A 15578-nucleotide genomic window follows, 5' to 3' on the forward strand; every position below is an offset into this window, starting at 1 on the left:
ACATGGCCTTTCAAATATTACTAAACGCACTCCTCGCCTTTACATGGATGTTTATGAATGATACATACAGAGCCGCAGACTTTGTATCAGGTTTTGCATTAGGGATGATCGCCATTTTCATGCTGCGTCGATTTTTCCCGCAGCGTTTTTACGGCTATGCCCTTTATGCGATTTTCAAGCTGATCATCATTTTTATTCGCGAGCTGCTTCTTGCCAATTTAAGTGTATTAAAGACCGTATTATCTCCAAAGCTCACGATTAAGCCCGGTATTTTCGCCTTTCGTACGGACTTGAAAACAGATTGGGAAATCACCATACTAGCAAATATGATTACATTGACACCAGGTACACTAGTGATTGATATTTCCGATGATCGGTCCATTTTATACATTCATGCGATGGATATTGAAGATGCTGAAAAAGCCATTCACGATATCCGGGTTTCATTTGAAAAAGCGATTCAGGAGGTGAGCGGTAAGTAATGGAACTCATTTTGCAAATGTCACTTGGCATTCTGGCACTGTCTACTTTGCTTTTTGTGATACGAGTGATCAAAGGTCCCTCTATTCCTGATCGTGTAAGTGCACTTGATGCGATAGGAATCAATTTAATTGGGATGACAGCCATCGTTTCAATTTTACTGAAAACCACTGCATTCTTTGAGATTATTTTACTGCTCGGCATCCTTGCCTTTATTGGTACTGTCGCTTTTTCCAAATTCCTTGAGAAAGGGGAAGTGATTGAAAATGATCGTCATCGCTAAAGCCATCGTGATTTTCTTTATCCTGCTAGGCGCTATCCTCTGTTTGATTTCAGCCATTGGTGTCCTTCGCCTGCCGGATGTTTACACACGTATGCATGCTGCATCAAAAGCATCGACCCTTGGCGTTGTTCTGATTTTAGTAGGTGTGTTTTTTCACGAATGGTTTCTTGCAGGCGTTATTTCTGCAAAAATCCTTCTCGGCATCGTATTTATCTTCCTGACAGCACCAGTCGGCGCACACTTAATCGGAAGAGCCGCCTACAATACTGGTGTTAAGCTCGACAAACGCAGTGTTCAAGATGATTATGGCGGTTTCCGTAACTTTGTGATTAAGCGAAAAGAAGATTCTTATTTATAAAAAGCAAAAAAAGAATGGCCTGCCATGTTGGGCCATTCTTTTTTTATCGCGCAACAGCATACAAAAAAAGCTTCCGCTGCACCGGGAGCTTTTTTATATGCGATCAATGACAGCAAGTGTGCATCTTGACGTACAGATGTGCCGGTCTCGATCATCTTTTATATCGATTTGAAATACCATTGTACGCCGTCCTACATGTACTGGAACAGCTGTCGCTGTCACCACTCCATCGCGTACAGATTTTAAATGATTGGCATTGATTTCAATACCTGAGCAAACTTGCTGCGTTAAGTCCAAATGAGCAGCAGCCCCCATGCTCGCCACTGTTTCTGCTAGAGCAGCAGATGCTCCTCCGTGCAGCAGTCCAAATGGCTGTTTTGTTCTGTGATCGACTGGCATTGTTGCAACGCATCGTGATTTATTGCACTCTACAATCTCAATGCCTAGTGCCTCAAGCAGTGTATTTGATCCGCTCACATCCATTAAGGCCCTCTCCCTTCACACGTTTACAGCACACTTTCAGACTTGGCAATTAACACCGCTTCTGTACGAGATCCAACATTCAGTTTATTAAAGATGGATGTCAAACTGTACTCAATTGACCGTTTGCTCAAATGAAGCACATCGGCAATCTCCTGGTTCGTGTATCCTTTTTCCACTTCTCTAAGAATCAAACACTCCCGTTCGGTTAAGAGCTCGTGATCAGTCTGCTGCGCCTGTTCTGGCTTTTCTTGCTGCTGTGAAATTAATTTCTTTAAATAGGACAGCTGAATGACAACTTCCCCTTGCAATGTGCGGTGTATGTATTCAATAATTTTGTCTTTCGTCTCTGTTTTACTAATTGCACCGTGTAATCCAGCCCGAATAGCCTCTTCAAAATAATCATCTACTTCATACCCTGTATAAATGATAATTTTCACTTGATGGTTGGTTTCTAAAATTTGTTTCGCAATGTCCATTCCATTGATATCCCCGAGATTTAAATCCATTAAAATCACATCATAGATGGAAAAGTCATGCGTCTTTAAAAAAGCGGCTTCTGCATCAGGACTTAAACAATCGACTGATAGCTGCTGGTCTGATTCTAATATGCTTTTTGTCCCTTCCATGACAGCCGGATGATCATCAATGACCAATATCTTCTTCATGTCTTCCTCCCTTTAAATCACTCACTTCCATTTTATATAAAAGACTTGGCTGATGCCAAGTCTTAATCCTTAATAAATCGTTACAATTCCATTTCAATTTTCACCTTGAGCCCTTTTTCCGGGGCTGTGTGAATTTGAAGCTTTCCATTTAACGCTTTCACTCTTTCTCTAATTCCCGACAGACCCATGCTCATTGTATGCTGATCAAGATGACTGGCATCAAAACCGACTCCATCATCCTCATAGTGAAGAACAACCTGATCTTTAATACAAATCAGCATCACTAACACTTGAGTGGCTTTTGAGTGCTTCAGGGCGTTGGATAACAGCTCCTGAACAATTCGGTAAATATTCAGCTGTGAATCAATATCAATGTCCAATTCTTTATCAAAGCGTGTCGTATTCAGCCTAATATGAAACGGTGCTTCCTCTTGGATTTGAGAAGTCAGCTTCGATATCGCCTTTACTAAACCTAAATCATACAGCAGCTGCGGCCGAAGCTCATGACACGTTTCTCTCGTCGTTTGAATCACTTTGGACATTTGATCATTCCATGAGATAAGCGAATTTTCAATAGATGTCGGGCATTGGTTGTTTTGGAAATTCGTTAAAAACATCTCCGACTGCCTTTTTAGTGATATCAAGTCCTGCAGCACGGAATCATGAAGATCTCTCGCTAAATCTGAACGCTGCTTTTCTTCCATAGCAAACATGATTTTCTTCAACCATGCAGGATTGGCCTCGCGCTGTTTCAAATCGTCAAGGTGCTCCATCAATTCTTCGATCTTGACGACATTTTCTAAACTGACACTTGTATAAAAGGCCAATGTTTTCAGCCATGAGATTTCATCGCGGGTCAATTTCGGTGTCTGTATATTGGATAAGCAGCAAATCATAAACGAGTGACCGCCCCGCTCGCCAATTTTCATCATAAACCCTTTATCAAGCTCGATGATTTTACCAACTTCACCTAAAATATCTTGAAATTGATCCACGTATTCTTTCCATAGCTTACTATCATTTGTTGACTCATCAATTTCAATAATTTGTCCATCAGCCTTCACCTCAAGCACAAAGGCTTTATTCACAACTAGCACTTCTAAAATGGTGTATTTCAAATGATACAGCACTTGATGAAGTGATGACGCCTCACGAATAAGCTGTGTAAATTTAAACACGCTGTCTTGGTAATTATACTTTTCTGAAAAACGCTTCAGACGGAAGCGGAAATCTAGAATTTCTTTGAAATAGAATACAGCCAGCATGAGTGTATAGGTGATTAATGCGAGCTTCAGTGTGTACTTCAAATCTTCTGGCTTTTGCAGAATGTAAAACGTGACAACAACAAAAACGGTCGGTGTAATGGCAAGAAACCCATAGTATTTCAGTCTGCTTATCAAAAAATCCATATTGTAAAGCTTGTTCGTCATAAATTGATACACGAGTGAAAAAGGAATGAGCAAGACAAAAGAAGTTAAGAAAAAGGGATCTACCACATAAATACGAAACAAAACATATGGAATTGCAAACAAAAAGATAAATGGACAAAATGCTATGATGTTTATCATGACAAAAAACTTTAAAACAGACCCCTGCTCTGTCTCTTTATATTTCCGCATTCCATTGATAATCACTTTGAATGACATGATAATAGAAGCGAAAAAGAATAAAAGATTTAAACTTGGCATGTATCTGGCTAACGCCGAATCAATTGGAACAAATAACTCTATTACTAGATTAATTATAGGAAGACTATATAAAAAGCGAATCGTTTTTTGAGTCGTAATATGCAGGTCAAACTCTTTGAAATATTGATAAATGAAGTGAATATAAAAGATAAATACACTTGATAAACAAAATACGATCACATAATGGCTAAATCTCTCACCAATACCTGAAGTACCTGCACTAAGATATCCGATACAAATCGTTAATAAAAATACAACTAAAAGAAATGCTGATTTTCGTTGAGCCTCTTTGTTAATTCGAATGATAAAGAAGATACAAAATAAACAAATTGAATACAGGATGAGAGGAATTATATAGACAAATAAACTCTCTTGACCAATCAATGTCTTATTTTTTAGGGTGATCATTTGGTTGCCTCTTTGAATATCAATTCTTTGCACATTCCTAAGCTCACCATTGATCAAATGATCTTTGTTGTTAGCAGGTTCCCCATTGATTTTAAGTATAATATCTCCTTCTTCTAATCCTGATGTGTAGGCTAAAGAAAGATATTCAACTTTGACAACTTCTGCTTGACCGTTCTTGTTCTCCGCTACACGTGCTCCATTAAAAATATCAAATACATAAATATATGAAACATAGATCACAAATAAAAAAGACAGAAAAACCAAAAAAGCAGATAGTTTCGTATAAGTTATCTTCATGTATAAAACATCCTTAACTGGAGAACTTTTAAATCATTTTTAAATGAATAGTATCATTTATAGTACCATATATAATCTGCAGACATTTGCCCTTTTTTAATCCCCTGAATGATTGCTTGCATGGTTTGCTCATCTGTGTGAATTAAACTTGCATTCCCTAAGTCCAATTCATTCACAACACCAGGATTTTTGACTAAATATGCAATAACATTTTGAATGTTCAATCATTGCCCTCCTTTGTCATAAATGCACATAATTGTTCCTTCTTCTTCCCAGGTAAATCAAGTTGTTCCATTCCACGCTTCATTTTTAACAGCATAATCTCTCTCATCGATACCATGTACTGAGTCAAACCAGCTTCAAGTAACTTCTGCTTCAATTGAAACGGCTTTTGCTCTGACTCTTCCAGCCGGTTAGAAAAGAAGGAAAGAAGCTCTTGACTGGCATCGTTAAAACGTCTTTGTAAATAACTGAATGCCAGTGTTTGTTTTTTTTGAAAATCTCCGTTTGATTTTGAAAATAACGCAAAAAAATCGTTACTGATCTGTTCAGCAACACCATAATATATCGAATAAGATTCCACAGTAGCGTTTATTTTTCCTGTCGCTAAATAAACACCCAGTACGCTAGAAAGAGCTGTTAAAGATCCTGATTTTTTCCTTAAAACCTCTACACACTCTTCTTCTGTTCCATGCAAATGTCGCAAATCCTCGTGCTGACCTTCCATTGACATTTTGATGAAATGGAACAGTTTCTCTACTAGTTGAGAATTATTTTCACATATTGACGTGATGAATTGAATACTCACCGTATACAAATACGTAGAAGCATTGATGGCCACTCCTTGGTCGACGTTCATCCAAGGATACGAATCATTGTCCTGATCTTCAATATCATCTAATATATCGGCAGATAAGATGAGAAGTTCAATCCCTGCTGCCAGTTTTGTAATCGCTTGCTTGTCTTGTCCGTCAAATGCCTCATAATGCTGATAAGCTAATTGACCAAGAGGAAATTCTTTTTTTCTATCTGTAAATTTCAAAAGCAGCTTTTGTAAATCATTCTGCCTGACTGCATGTTGAATAAAATCAGACATATTCTGCTTGATTTTTGTATTCTCTAGATAGTTTAGCATACTCGATCTTGTACCTCACCCTTCCGCCTTTTATTTTACTAAAAAGACATGAGCAAATGTCCACTGACATCACTATTTAACAATTATATAATAATATATCCTTTTTTTGTATGTATTTGGATAAAAAAAAGACTTGATGATTATCAAGTCTTTAAGAAATTTTCACATATTCATATTTGTCGTATTGATCAATGCTTTTGTTAATGTTATGAAGAGAAGCCGTTGTTTCTCTGATTTCGTTTTCAAGTTTCCATAATAATTGTTTAAGTTCTTCGATTTCATACTTTTCCATCGATTCCACTCTCCTTTTTTGGAAGATCAATGTATTTGTGTATGGTGATTGGGTCATAAGTATTTGATCTGTTACTAACAGTGTAAATGTAATTGAGTATTTTTTCACCGAAAAGTATGCACAAAACGTGTGCGCGATACCGCAAAATTCAATAGGTCTTTTTTCATCATTTTCTGACTTTTCAAATCATACTTTTATCTCAATTTCAAAGGAATTGCGTCATTTTTGCGACAGGAATAGGCATCATTCGTCACACTTCTCTCCCGGTAGAACGTACGATCCCCTCTGTATCTTCGGTTTTGCGTGTCATAGGTCAGACGACAGATGCTATTGTGGACACCGCAATTTTTTGGCGACATTCACCGAAATTGACCGCAAAAGTACCTATTTTTATGCTGGAATTACAAAGATAGAAAGATCATTTTGATTCTTTATTCTGATTTTCTACATACATTTAGAACAGATATCCGTCCAATTTCACGTCAATGAGAGAAGAGGTGACCATGTGTTTTACTATGTTCCTTATCCTGCTTTGCAGGTTCCCGCAATGAGCCGCGCATACCCGCCGCGCACGCCAATGACTTTTCCTCCAGTAGATGCCCACTCATTTCAACGAGCCGCAAAAGAATCAGCCCGCCTCGTTGCTGATGCTTCACTCATCACACAGCAAATTTCCAGCTCCCTTCCGTTTGCGCAGCGCATCATGGAGGCTGCTGAGCGCTCTGATTCAACAAGTGTCATCCGAATGCTGAAGCAAATCGGTGTGAAAAGCGGCATTGATATCCGCTTTAGTCCAGAAGGGATTCGAATCTACTTGTCTCTTGCCTCCAGCAGACTTTTCCTTCTTTTAAAGTGGGCATGACAAAGAAAAAGCCGCTCTCACGCGAGCGGCTTTTCTTAAGATTCAAACATTTTATGGCACCATTCAATGGCTTCTATATAACAGCCATAGGCTTCCTGTTTCGAGAGATTTCCATCTAACATCTCATCATCCCATTCATTTCGTTCAATACGTTTGGCCACACCTAGTACAAAAGAATAATCATTTTCATAGCCAAGCAGTGCCTCGCCAACTTCATCAGAAAGCGGCAGTTCCTTCACAAGTTCTGTGATATCTGCCCTGACAAGCGTATCAATCAGAGAAAACATACCTGTCAGCATATAAGAGGCGGGGTGCTCTCGTTCAGTACGAGAAGCAATCAGTTCACACGTTTTGGCACGAATGAATGACATTTTGATGATTTCTTTTTGGCTAGAATTAGCTTGGACATTCAGTTCTTTAAATGAAAGGATAAAGATCCAGCGCCGAATTTCATTAAACCCAAGCAGGATAATCGCCTGCCGGATACTTTTAATTTGATAAAGACGTCTCATGCCGCCTGAATTCAGCATTTTTAATAATTGATATGATAGCGAAAGGTCACTTTCAATAAAATGGGTCACGGTCTGGATATTCGGCTGGTCCTTGCTTAACTCATTTAAAAGCTGATGGTACGCATGGAAGCTGGTCGATAATGCTCGTCCCGATATCACATGCGGCTCACTAAAGAAATACCCTTGAAACAAGTGGAAGCCCGCTTCAAGCGCCTCTTCATATTCTCTTCTCGTTTCTACCTTTTCTGCTAGGAATCGAAGGCGATACTTTTTATACGAATGCAGAATATCTCTTCGTTCTTGCGTTGTGGTTTTCAGAAAGTCAATTTTTAAAATATCTATGCAGTAGAGGAGTTCCTCAAGCAGCTTGTCACTATAATGTGTTCCGTTTAGGAAGAAATCATCGAGTGCAATCGTATATCCCCATTTTTTTAACTGCTTACATCTCATAATAAGTGCCGGGGTAATCGGTACATTTTCTAATATCTCGATCACAAGCTGATGCGGATCAAAATAGGTGAGCAGATCAGATGAAAGCAAGCTTTCGGTGAAATTAATGTAGCATCGTTTTCCTTCTGTCAGTGTTTCGATGCCGATATTTAGAAAACTGTTGATAATGAGGTCCGTTGTCGCTTGATCACCGTCTTCAGCGCTATATGTATTGGTTTCACTATCTCTATAAAGCAGCTCATATGATACGACTTGTTCTTTTCTGTTAAAAATAGGCTGTCTCGCAACAAACACCCTCAACTGCTCCAATCCTCCTTTATGCCATGACAAACAAGATGTGCTTTCAGTATACCAAATGATTGCGGTTTTAGTTCAATTTCAATCGGTCAAAATAAAAAAAAGAGACCACCTGGCTTGATGGTCTCCCTTTCTTCAAATCATTCGCTTTCATAAAGCTCTTTTTTGATTTTATTTTTCACATCATGGATAAACTGCATTTTATTATCCCAGCATTTTTGACTCAAATCGACTGGATATTCTTCTGGTTTGCTGATTCGTTTGTATTCCTCCCAGAAGAGTCCAAGACTGTCCTGCACGTAGGCTTGAATCGTTTGAATATCTGGATTGTCATAGACAAGTTTTCCTTGATCAAAAATCGGGACGTGAAGATCTTTCGCCACAAAGTTTGTCACGAATTTACTAATAAACGTATGCACAGGATGGAACATTTTTAGTTTATCCTCACTATGAACATCTTCCTCTTCAAGTGCAATGTAGTCGCCCTCAGAATGATGATTCAATTGATTGATAATCCGGTACACACGTTTACGGCCTGGTGTTGTCACTTTCTCTGGGTTGGATGAAATTTTGATGGTATCATTCATTTTGCCGTTTTCTTCAATGGACACCAGCTTATATACTGCACCGAGGGCTGGCTGATCGAATGCTGTGATCAGTTTTGTCCCAACACCCCACACATCAATTTTGGCGCCCTGTGCCTTTAAATTCATAATGGTGTGTTCATCAAGATCGCTTGATGCAATGACTTTAGCATCATGGAAACCTGCTTCATCAAGCATTGTTCTAGCTTTTTTAGACAAGTATGCAAGGTCTCCGCTATCAAGTCTGACACCAATGAAGTTGATTTTATCTCCAAATTCTTTCGCTACCTTAATCGCATTCGGAATACCTGATCTGACGGTATCATACGTATCGACTAAAAAGACGCAGTCTGTATGTGTTTCAGCATATTTTTTAAATGCCGTATATTCATCGCGGTATGCTTGTACAAGTGCGTGGGCATGCGTTCCTGATACTGGTATGTTGAAGCGTTTCCCAGCACGAACATTACTTGTCGCCTGAAAGCCGCCGATGAGTGCCGCTCTTGCTCCCCACATCGCTGCATCCATTTCATGCGCACGTCTTGTTCCGAATTCTAATGCTGTCTCATCTTCTATGATTCCTTTAATCCGGGCCGCTTTTGTTGCAATCAGCGTCTGGAAATTCACGATATTGAGCAATGCCGTTTCGATTAACTGAGCTTCAACAAGCGTTGCCTCGATGCGCATAATCGGTTCATTCGCAAAGACAATTTCCCCTTCTCGCATTGAATGAAGTGTACCTGTAAAGGACAATCCGCTTAAATAGTCAATGAAATCGCTTTTATAACCGAGTTCATCTTTTAAATACGCTAGATCGCTTTCGGTGAAGGAAAAGTCCGATAAATATTCAATCGCTTTCTCTAAGCCAGCAAATACAGCGAAGCCATTGTCAAATGGAAGCTTTCTAAAGAAGAGTTCAAAGACTGCCTTCTTCTCATGAATGCCGTCTCTCCAATACGTTTCTGCCATGTTAATTTGATAAAGATCTGTATGTAGTGATAAACTGTCGTCATTAAACCGATGCTCCAACTTCCATTCTCCTTCCCTTACTTAACCACTTTCGCACCAAGCGACTGCTCAAAGTGAGAAAGTGCCCACTCGTGCCCCGCTTCATTAAAACTCGCCACAGCATTTTGGTGAATCACAAGTTCAAAGCCTTTATTGTACGCATCAACAGCTGTATGAAGTACACAAATATCGGTACATACGCCGGCTAAGTGAAGTTCCGTGATGCCGCGCTCGCGCAGTTTCATTTCTAATTGAGTGCCTGCAAAAGCAGAGTATCTTGTTTTTTCCATATAGTAGACATGTTTTAAATGTTTTGACGTGTGAAATAGTGAACTTAGTTGTCCATAAAGTTCAATACCCTCTGTTCCGCGAATATTATGGGGCGGAAATAACTTTGTCTCTGGATGATAAGGGTCCTCTTCTTCATGATGATCGACAGCAAAGACGACAAAGTGGCCTTCATCAATAAATGAAGAAGTGATTTCTGTGATCTTAGACTCAATCGCCTGTCCAGGCTTTCCGCATGTCAGTTTTCCATCGTCTGCAACAAAATCAACTGTATAATCTATACAAATCAACGCTTTGCCCATCCGCATCTCTCCCATATGCTCTTTTGAATCATTATAGCTTATTCATTTCACTAGGGAAACCTATTCAACAGATTCATGAGAAAAAGCTTTTTGAAACAGCTCATCCTCTATATAGATATGCTCCTGATTGACCGCATCAGGCATCTCTATGACAAGACCAAAAGGAGAGTGCGCTTCGTGATGATTCACCACTTTAAAGGAACATCCAGCGGCATTTGCCATTTTGACATATTGAGAATAAGAAGCATAGGAAAGTTCACCATTTAATAGAACTGTGGCCTGGCGATTGGCCTTCAATATTTGTTCGACTTCTTGATACGGTTTATTTCTTGATACTTGTCCCTTTGTCAGGGCGAGAAGCGCTCGTTCCCTTAATGAACCAAGAAACATTCTTCGTTCATCAGGTTTTGTTTCAGCATGTCCAAATATCCCTTGCTGCAAATAAAAGTCTACGGATTCTTCTTTCATCGCTGTGTTCACTCCTGGTTTCTAAATTTACATTTCTGTGACCCAGTGCACAATCTTGAGTGCGAGGTCACGGGCTTCGTCTGTTTCTACTCTTTCCATTAAGGATTGTTCAAGCGTATGGTTGAGCTGCTCCTTTTCGTCCTCATACGCAATGGACATACTCCATTCAATGTCAGGTACGGCTACAAGCGTTTTATATTCTTTTTTATTTTCATGTAAATATACATTGTAGGTCTTTGGTTGTCCGCTTGTGATGTGTGCTTTTCTAATTTTCATTTGACTCAGTTCACACCTCTTTTTTCTTCTTACATCCATATCCATTGTACCATAAAAAAAGACAGCTTCTGAAAAGGAATTCTCTTTCAAAGCTGGCTATGCATTAAAGCTCTTTTGCTGGCTGATCAGGTCTATATCCCACATAAACGTAACGTTTGGACTGCTAAAAAATTGGACAAAGTCCCCTGCATTATAGGTACCTGATCCACCGGCGGAGTGATCGACACTTTTTGGCGAAATGGCAAAAACATCACCGAAATGTGCAGAACCATTTCCAATCACACGGTCAATATGAATAGGCCCAACAATCGCTGGCATCTTTCCACCACCTTTTCTCCCCACATCATATGCCCAGCTCAAAAATACGTGTATGAAAAATAAAAAAGACAGCTGATCTGTGACCATCAGCTGCCTTTCTATGCGTTAAATGATTGAGGCTGGCCAAACAATGTAAAGTCCCAAAGCATCGTGGCATTCGGATCACTTGTAAGTGACATATAATCACCTGAATTAAAGGCTCCCGCACCGCCAGTAGAGTGGTCTACAGCCAAAGGAGCAATGGCCAGGACATCACCGAAAGTAGCTGCACCGTTTCCTCCTAACGACTCGATATGAATAGGTCCAACGATTGCAGGCATCAGAATCTCCCCCTATCTGCTTATCTCAATCATCTTATGCAAGAAGGGAAAAGGTGTGCATCTGTCCTAGACGTTTAAATGCTGTTCTTTGCGAGATCGCTGACGCAGCTGCACCAATCTGACAATATTCAAGGTGATGGCTTTGAGCAGTGCATAGACAGGGACCGCAAAAATCATGCCAAGGATTCCGCCAAAGCTTCCTGCCCCAATTAATAGCAGGATGATGGTCAAAGGATGTGTGTTGAGGCGTTTCCCAATGATCAATGGAGAAATGACATTTCCGTCAATTTGCTGAACGACAAGAATGACAATGACTGTCACCACCGCTTTTCCAGGCGAATCAAGAAACGCAATAAGCACAGCTGGTGCCGCGCCAAGATATGGCCCAAGGTACGGAATCACATTTGTGACCGCAATGATAATGCCGAGAATGAGCGCATATTTCACACCGATTAATAAGTATCCGATAAAACAAGCCACTCCAACAAACAAACAGACAACAATCTGCCCTTGTATGTAAGCTGCAAGCGTATCGTTTAATTCTTTAAAGATTTTCAATCCTTCCTTACGGTAAGGCATTGGCAAAAATTGAACGAGCTTGTCCGGAAACTTATGTCCGTCTTTCAACATATAAAACAAAATGAACGGAACTGTGATCACAGCTAAAGCAATATTGGCAATCACACCAAACACAGCAGACATACTTGAAGCAATATTTTCCGGCAAACCTTTTAATGTCGAAACAATTGTCTGTTCAAACTTCGAGACGGAGACATAATCTTGGTTCATCATCCAAGTAAATGTTTTAGAATGCGAGAAGTCGTTGATAAATTTCTGCATATCCGTCACATAACCAGGGAAGCTTTTGACAAGTCCACCAACCTGCGTGACAATAACCGGTCCCGCAGCATTCACAATGAACGTGATGAGTCCGATGAACAAAAGATAAATGATCAGGATAGCAAGTGTCCTAGGAATTTTCCTGGACAAAAATCGAACAATTGGATTAAAGATGAAAAAGAGAATTCCAGCCAGCAAGATGGGAACAAACAAGGTAGATGCAAATAAAATAATTGGCTGAAATAAAAACGAAACCTTTGTAGATACATAAACAATGAGTAAAACAAGTAATATTTGGAATGTCCAAAAATGAACTTTAGATTTTAACAAAGATGCTCCTCCTGTTACGTATTGATCTTATTAAAAAACTACTATTCCACCCACCTTCTGTCAACTGCTTCTTGTTTTAGAACCTTATTTTTTGTAAAAAAAAGAACAATTGGTATATCATGCACTTTTTCCAGATATACATTCTATAAGCGTGAAAAAAGCAGACACCTTTGCGTCTGCTTGTTACACTCTTTCACTGTGATCAGGCATCACCGATACAATTTGCTGGATCCGCACATAAAAAACTGATTTTGTCCCCGCCTCAATGACAATATGATCCGGCATGACTTCCTTCAATTTTCCGCGCACTGTATCTTTCACTGTTTGAACAATCAATCTCATACCGATCACTTTCTGCAATGTTTGATAAACATATGGATCAACTAATGAAACAAGCTGCGGACTTCCTTGTTGTGCCATCCTACCTGCCCCTTTACTTGTGTATTTACCCACATCGTATGCAATGACCCATGTGAATGTCACTCAGGCAAACCTACAACTCAAATACCATATTTTAACATTTTATTTAATCTTACATCTTTTGGAAGTATAATAGATTGGTGCTGCCAACAACTTAAATCATTTGAAGAGGTGAATGATCTTGAAAAAACTCATCTGTCTCGCTGCTGTCATGCTCTTTTTTTCCTTTGCAAGTTATGCGTATGCAGGATCAATTGGAGATGAACCTGGGACACCAGGAAAGTGGTTTAAAGGAGAAGAGCCGGTTCAAAAAGACGAGTCAAAACCACCACTTGTTTTTGTTCACGGCATTAACAGCTCCTCCTCCACATGGTTCGACCGAAACGACATGGCAAAGCAAGCTGTTCTGAACGGATACGAAAGCGCATTCATAGATTTGTATCCAGATCAGGATACGAAAAAGAATGGCAAACTATTAGCAGAAAAGCTAAAAGAAATTTATGATGTGTTCGGTCGAAAACTTATTGTGATTGGTCATAGTAAAGGCGGGGTGGATACCCAGTCCGCACTCGTGTATCACGATGCCCATCCATATGTAGAGAAAGTCATCACACTCGGCTCCCCTCATTACGGGACGCCGCTGGCAGATTTAGCGTATAGCAAGGGCGGAAGCTGGCTCGCAGAAATTCTTGGACAAAAAAGCGACGCGCTCTATTCTTTGCAAACGGGGCTCATGGCGGCTTTTCGAAGTGAAACCGACAAGCTGGAGAAGTTTCCTCAAAAATACATCACGTATTCGGGATCGGAATGGGGAACATTTGGCGGGGTGCTGTACTTAGGCGGCATGTATTTAAAGAGCTTTGGCGCAAACGATGGCGCCGTCACAGTAAGCAGCACAAGACTATCATATGCAAACAATATTTTAACAGGGAAATGGGATCACAACTCCATTAAAAACGGCACAAGCATGTTCCCTGTGTTTCAGCATCAGCTGCTGGCAAATGCCGCAAGCGCTGAAAAAGAAAATAAAGAGAGCCCGAACTCTACTGAGCTGAATACAGATGTTTATGTGAAAGGCGGTGAAAGTGAAAAGGATAAAACAGAAGCGTTCTATGTAGAGGAAGGAACGAATGGCTTATCGATTCAGTGGTTAAATGAAAGGCATGAGGCGCGGCCGGAAATCATCGCCCCAAATGGAGACGTCTTAACAAATCTGAAGACATCGGAAGCATCTTTCCCATATGAAGGCGCATTTTCGCACCATGTGCAAATCAATAAACCCGTTCCTGGAAAATGGACGATTCGATCAAATTCAGGAAAAAAGGCTCCTTATTTGCTGCTCGTATCCTTTGATTCACCATTAAATGACGAAATCAAAGCAGAGGCAGCGAAATCAGGGGATGATGCATCGACCCATTCAAGCGGTCTGATTAAACGATTAAGCAAGAAAGTAGAAACCTTTTACTTTAAGGATGCCCAAAAAGATCATCCACTCAAAACAACTGCTTCATCCGCTGTTGAATTGAAAAAAGAAGGTGCTTATTCTGTCACGGTTCATTACACCGGACTCACTGCATCAGGTACATCTGCATTTAACCGTACCGTTATTCGCACATTGTATGTCGATCAGGATGGAAATATTCATGGAGACATTCCATACTAAACAGAGCGTTTCATAGGCTGAAGTGCCTGCTGCACTTTTTGATCCAATTCCGTGATTTTTTTCATTGCAAGTGACTCGTCTATTTGTCTGTAATGGTGATGTCCGCCAGGCTCTTCATCCATTTCATCTGCCTTCTTGACGATTTGCTGAAGTGTGTCTTTATGAAGGTCGCCCTCTGGCAAATATGAATCTGTATGAAGCAGAATCGCAAGCGCAATATCTTTGGCTGCCTTTGGTTCCTCACCGAGGCGTATGAGCAGTTTGTGAGCCCGCTCTGCGCCTTTAATGGCATGGATATCATTCCGTCTATATGTCTCGTAATCCCATTCTCCGCCAGCTGTATACCATTCATAGTGGCCGATGTCATGCAAGAGGGCTGCTTTCACAGCGAGATCTGGATTAATCCCAGCCTGCACCGCCAGTTTGAATGCGTGATAAGCACAAGCAATCGCATGGGCTTTTCCTGAACGATTTAAATATTTTTGAGCGACTGGATGGGTGTAAACATCCATTAATGTAACCTTTCTCATGGAAACCCCTCCTTATCTATA

Annotated in this window: 21 protein-coding genes; 5 read left to right on the forward strand and 16 right to left on the reverse strand. The window is 40.2% G+C overall.

The window, feature by feature from the left end; all coding sequences use genetic code 11:
* The first annotated feature begins 2 nt into the window (after positions 1-2).
* Genes NSQ34_RS14470 through mnhG form a run of 3 tightly spaced genes read left to right on the forward strand, consistent with a single transcriptional unit; the run spans position 3 to position 1121 of the window.
* A complete protein-coding gene (locus NSQ34_RS14470) occupies positions 3-482 on the forward strand; it encodes a Na+/H+ antiporter subunit E (RefSeq protein WP_024425941.1) in 480 nt (159 codons plus the stop codon).
* Positions 482-763 (forward strand): Na(+)/H(+) antiporter subunit F1, encoded by a 282-nt coding sequence (locus tag NSQ34_RS14475; protein ID WP_024425942.1) that lies wholly within the window; start codon positions 482-484, stop codon positions 761-763. The genes NSQ34_RS14470 and NSQ34_RS14475 overlap by 1 nt, the downstream gene beginning before the upstream one ends.
* On the forward strand, positions 747-1121 hold the full coding sequence (gene mnhG, locus NSQ34_RS14480) for a monovalent cation/H(+) antiporter subunit G (RefSeq protein WP_024423320.1): 375 nt from the start codon (positions 747-749) through the stop codon (positions 1119-1121). Before NSQ34_RS14475 ends, mnhG begins: the two co-directional genes overlap by 17 nt.
* A gap of 93 nt (positions 1122-1214) precedes the next feature.
* Here mnhG and NSQ34_RS14485 read toward each other — a convergent pair whose 3' ends face one another.
* The 6 genes from NSQ34_RS14485 to degQ form a co-directional block, all read right to left on the reverse strand.
* On the reverse strand, positions 1215-1604 hold the full coding sequence (locus NSQ34_RS14485; protein WP_024423321.1) for a hotdog fold thioesterase: 390 nt from the start codon (positions 1602-1604) through the stop codon (positions 1215-1217).
* Positions 1605-1627: 23 nt separating this feature from the next.
* Complete coding sequence (locus NSQ34_RS14490; RefSeq protein WP_034282566.1) at positions 1628-2269, reverse strand: response regulator transcription factor; 642 nt, start codon at positions 2267-2269, stop codon at positions 1628-1630.
* An 80-nt stretch (positions 2270-2349) separates the two neighbouring features.
* Entirely contained in the window at positions 2350-4662 is a 2313-nt protein-coding gene (locus tag NSQ34_RS14495) for an ATP-binding protein (protein ID WP_034282568.1), read from the reverse strand.
* Between the two features lie 53 nt (positions 4663-4715).
* Positions 4716-4886: a competence pheromone ComX gene (gene comX / locus NSQ34_RS14500; RefSeq protein WP_073207246.1), complete on the reverse strand. Its 171-nt coding sequence runs from the start codon at positions 4884-4886 to the stop codon at positions 4716-4718.
* Positions 4883-5797 carry a polyprenyl synthetase family protein gene (locus NSQ34_RS14505; RefSeq protein WP_176967247.1) on the reverse strand — a complete coding sequence of 305 codons (915 nt, stop codon included), beginning with the start codon at positions 5795-5797 and terminating at the stop codon, positions 4883-4885. The genes comX and NSQ34_RS14505 overlap by 4 nt, the downstream gene beginning before the upstream one ends.
* Positions 5798-5948: 151 nt before the next feature.
* The gene (gene degQ / locus NSQ34_RS14510; protein WP_003213123.1) at positions 5949-6089 is read right to left on the reverse strand and encodes a degradation enzyme regulation protein DegQ; all 141 of its coding nucleotides are present in this window, start codon (positions 6087-6089) and stop codon (positions 5949-5951) included.
* A gap of 505 nt (positions 6090-6594) precedes the next feature.
* Between degQ and NSQ34_RS14515 the strand changes: the two genes are divergently transcribed.
* A complete protein-coding gene (locus NSQ34_RS14515) occupies positions 6595-6951 on the forward strand; it encodes a hypothetical protein (protein ID WP_041115816.1) in 357 nt (118 codons plus the stop codon).
* Between the two features lie 35 nt (positions 6952-6986).
* Here the strand turns inward: NSQ34_RS14515 and NSQ34_RS14520 are convergent, their stop codons facing one another.
* The 9 genes from NSQ34_RS14520 to NSQ34_RS14560 form a co-directional block, all read right to left on the reverse strand.
* Positions 6987-8213: an HDOD domain-containing protein gene (locus tag NSQ34_RS14520; RefSeq protein WP_176967282.1), complete on the reverse strand. Its 1227-nt coding sequence runs from the start codon at positions 8211-8213 to the stop codon at positions 6987-6989.
* A 137-nt stretch (positions 8214-8350) separates the two neighbouring features.
* On the reverse strand, positions 8351-9823 hold the full coding sequence (locus tag NSQ34_RS14525) for a nicotinate phosphoribosyltransferase (RefSeq protein ID WP_041115814.1): 1473 nt from the start codon (positions 9821-9823) through the stop codon (positions 8351-8353).
* A 17-nt stretch (positions 9824-9840) separates the two neighbouring features.
* Positions 9841-10392: an isochorismatase family cysteine hydrolase gene (locus tag NSQ34_RS14530; protein ID WP_024425949.1), complete on the reverse strand. Its 552-nt coding sequence runs from the start codon at positions 10390-10392 to the stop codon at positions 9841-9843.
* A gap of 60 nt (positions 10393-10452) precedes the next feature.
* Positions 10453-10860, reverse strand: coding sequence for a YueI family protein (locus tag NSQ34_RS14535; protein WP_034282575.1), 408 nt, complete (start codon positions 10858-10860; stop codon positions 10453-10455).
* 27 nt (positions 10861-10887) lie between these two features.
* Positions 10888-11136, reverse strand: a complete 249-nt coding sequence (locus tag NSQ34_RS14540; protein WP_061110359.1) for a YueH family protein — start codon at positions 11134-11136, stop codon at positions 10888-10890.
* Positions 11137-11232: 96 nt separating this feature from the next.
* Positions 11233-11454 (reverse strand): spore germination protein, encoded by a 222-nt coding sequence (locus tag NSQ34_RS14545; RefSeq protein ID WP_024425952.1) that lies wholly within the window; start codon positions 11452-11454, stop codon positions 11233-11235.
* A gap of 98 nt (positions 11455-11552) precedes the next feature.
* Positions 11553-11774, reverse strand: coding sequence for a spore germination protein (locus NSQ34_RS14550; RefSeq protein WP_003213446.1), 222 nt, complete (start codon positions 11772-11774; stop codon positions 11553-11555).
* Positions 11775-11840: 66 nt separating this feature from the next.
* Complete coding sequence (locus NSQ34_RS14555; RefSeq protein ID WP_034282578.1) at positions 11841-12944, reverse strand: AI-2E family transporter; 1104 nt, start codon at positions 12942-12944, stop codon at positions 11841-11843.
* Positions 12945-13127: 183 nt separating this feature from the next.
* Positions 13128-13364: a YuzF family protein gene (locus NSQ34_RS14560; RefSeq protein WP_034282580.1), complete on the reverse strand. Its 237-nt coding sequence runs from the start codon at positions 13362-13364 to the stop codon at positions 13128-13130.
* Positions 13365-13539: 175 nt separating this feature from the next.
* On the opposite strand from NSQ34_RS14560, the gene NSQ34_RS14565 reads away from it, so the two are divergent.
* The gene (locus tag NSQ34_RS14565) at positions 13540-15027 is read left to right on the forward strand and encodes an alpha/beta hydrolase (RefSeq protein ID WP_242025997.1); all 1488 of its coding nucleotides are present in this window, start codon (positions 13540-13542) and stop codon (positions 15025-15027) included.
* Here NSQ34_RS14565 and NSQ34_RS14570 read toward each other — a convergent pair.
* Positions 15024-15557, reverse strand: a complete 534-nt coding sequence (locus NSQ34_RS14570) for an HD domain-containing protein (RefSeq protein WP_024423336.1) — start codon at positions 15555-15557, stop codon at positions 15024-15026. The two genes, NSQ34_RS14565 and NSQ34_RS14570, sit on opposite strands and share 4 nt — an antisense overlap.
* Between the last annotated feature and the right edge of the window lie 21 nt (positions 15558-15578).

Origin of the sequence: Bacillus sp. FSL P2-0069 (genome assembly GCF_038593315.1) — a bacterium.
GTDB classification, from domain to species: domain Bacteria; phylum Bacillota; class Bacilli; order Bacillales; family Bacillaceae; genus Bacillus; species Bacillus safensis.